Genomic DNA, 2,362 nt, shown 5'->3' with positions numbered 1-2,362 from the left:
GTAAGGGGACCTACAAGTGGCGGTGGCGACAACTCGCGAGCCGGGAGGCAGTCTCTGCCTCAGCCGCCGCTACGCCCGCCCCGCCCAGCCCGCTCACCCTCACCAGCTCCGGCACCGAAGGCACCACCGATGGAGAGGCCGTCGGCCGGCTCACACGGATCCTGCGGCTCACGCCGCCCCCGCTCGATCAACTGCCGTACGAGAGCGATGAGTTCGGCAGGTTCGAAGGGCTTGGCGAGAAACGCGTCGACGCCGACATCGAGCCCGCTCTCGACCTCGTACTGGGTGCAGGCGCTGACGATGGCGAGGGGCAGATCACGGGTCCGGGGATCGCTGCGCAGCCGGGCGGCAGTCCGCAGCCCGTCCAGCCGAGGCATGACGACGTCGAGGGTCACGACATCAGGCCGCACTTGATGAATCACGTCCAGACACTCGGCACCATCGGCCGCGGTCACGACCTCGAAACCCTCCAGTTCGAGATTGACCCTGATCAACTGCCGGATGACCTTGTTGTCGTCCACAACAAGCACCCGACCCGACGCGCCTGGCACAACTTGAGAGTAGGTCCGGACCGGCCACCGCGTCCGGGTTTTCCCCACTTCCACCCCCTGCGAGCGACCCAGCAAGCCTTCCCGCCCACCTCCCTGATCACCGAGAAACCTGTTCATGGACACCCGTAGGGAGCTGGTAGGGTTCTACCCGTCGCCGCGATCACCGCGACGGACACGCCCCCGTAGCTCAGGGGATAGAGCAACGGCCTCCGGAGCCGTGTGCGCAGGTTCGAATCCTGCCGGGGGCACTCCGGGAAAAGCTCCTGACCTGCAGAAATACAGGTCGGGAGTTTTTGCGTTCACGTCAAAACGCACACGGCCTTTTGACCGTTGCTCTTTCTGAGCGATGTACCGACTTCCGCGCTCTCCTTCTGACGCGTTTCCGCAGTTCAAAGGCCCTTCACCAAGGACCGGTTGGCGATACACGTCACCAAATACCGACCGCGCCGAATACCTCGGGCACCGGTGCCACTTTCGCTCGAATACCCCATGCGACCTGCCTGAACGTGCCGAAGAGCACACCAAAGCGCACACGGTCTGGTGGGTCGTTGCCGTTTCCGCCTGAATGCCCGCTGCTCCGCTTGCGCCATCGAACACACAACTGATGTTCGATGGCCACTGGGCGGACTGCAAGCCGCGGAGACATCCGGTGATGTGAGCAAGGAGCGCCAGCAGCGCGACTGCCCGATCTGCTTGCCGGGACGACGCCTGCACTCCGCCCGTGATGCTGAACGACCAGCCGTTGCAGCAGAGTTGACGGATCGCTAGAGTCGTCCCGCCCACTACTCACAGGAGGCTCCTTGACTTCGTCGCTTCATACGTGGACACAGCCGAACGGCTGTTCCGGGGCGACCTAAGCCCCGCTGCGTACCGCCGGAGACCACTTGACCCAGGTCAAGTGCGTCCAGATCCAGCGGAGATAGCGAACAAGTCAATGGAGGTACCGAGTGCCGGCCAACTCGACGCAGCAACTCGCCTGTACGCACCCCGGGCGTGATGTTGCGATCGTCAGTCTCTGTGCTGTTGTGGTTTCTCTCGTCGCGGTCATCGTGGTGATGGCTTTCCACGGCAACCCCCTCGCGACCTTCGGTGCGAGCGGCAGTGCCTTCGCTGCTGCCTTCAGCGGAGGCATGGGCGTTCTTTCCCACCTCAAGCGCACCCCATAGCCACCCAGGAGGGGCGGCCGGAACCGGCTGCCCCTCAGGGGGCTTCCCCAGTACCCGCTCCACACGGGCGGAGGCCGAGATCTCCCGGACCTCTCTCCGACAGCATGTGGCACCCCACCGCGACCGGTACCACTGCAGCCCTCGTGCTCCAGAACCTGCTGGCCGACCTCACCGACGGAGGCGGCTGGGACACTGCCGTCGGCGACCCTGTCACCGACAAGACCCTCGCCGCGCCCCTCCCCAGCCGCCCCGCAGGAACCCGGCGACATTCCGGCACTGACCGTTCTCCAGCCGACTTTCAGTCACGTAGGCACAGGCTCACGGACACAGACGTCCACCCCAGCCGCTTCCCGAATCGGCGGCCGTGGGACTGCTGGAGGAGCGGGGCCCGAAGTCTCCTCGCTGGGTTGGAGTCGGGCGGTTCTGCCTCTGCGGAGACCGTATCGCCTCGTGTCGCCCCGTACCCTTCGTAGGGTCTACGGCGTCAAATAGCGGGCGCCGAAAATGGAGGCAACACCCCGTGCTCATTGCTCAGCGTCCGTCCCTGACCGAAGAGGTCGTCGACGAGTTCCGCTCCCGGTTCGTGATCGAGCCGCTGGAGCCGGGCTTCGGCTACACCCTCGGCAACTCCCTGCGTCGTACGCT

General features: G+C 65.2%; 2 protein-coding genes, 1 tRNA gene and 1 pseudogene. 3 read left to right on the top strand and 1 reads right to left on the bottom strand.

The window, feature by feature from the left end; all coding sequences use genetic code 11:
- Positions 1-59: 59 nt before the first annotated feature.
- Positions 60-530, bottom strand: coding sequence for a response regulator (locus tag AC31A1_RS50260; RefSeq protein ID WP_489659731.1), 471 nt, complete (start codon positions 528-530; stop codon positions 60-62).
- Positions 531-727: 197 nt separating this feature from the next.
- On the opposite strand from AC31A1_RS50260, the gene AC31A1_RS50255 reads away from it, so the two are divergent.
- The 3 genes and pseudogenes from AC31A1_RS50255 to AC31A1_RS50245 form a co-directional block, all read left to right on the top strand.
- Positions 728-799, top strand: a tRNA-Arg gene (locus tag AC31A1_RS50255).
- Positions 800-1,498: 699 nt separating this feature from the next.
- Positions 1,499-1,717 carry a hypothetical protein gene (locus AC31A1_RS50250; RefSeq protein WP_401936762.1) on the top strand — a complete coding sequence of 73 codons (219 nt, stop codon included), beginning with the start codon at positions 1,499-1,501 and terminating at the stop codon, positions 1,715-1,717.
- 520 nt (positions 1,718-2,237) lie between these two features.
- Positions 2,238-2,362, top strand: a pseudogene (locus AC31A1_RS50245) (DNA-directed RNA polymerase subunit alpha); the annotation flags it as partial.

This window comes from Streptomyces sp. P5F9, assembly GCF_057961495.1.
The sequence above is the reverse complement of the archived record's forward strand: the minus strand, read 5'-3'. Positions and strand labels throughout refer to the sequence as shown.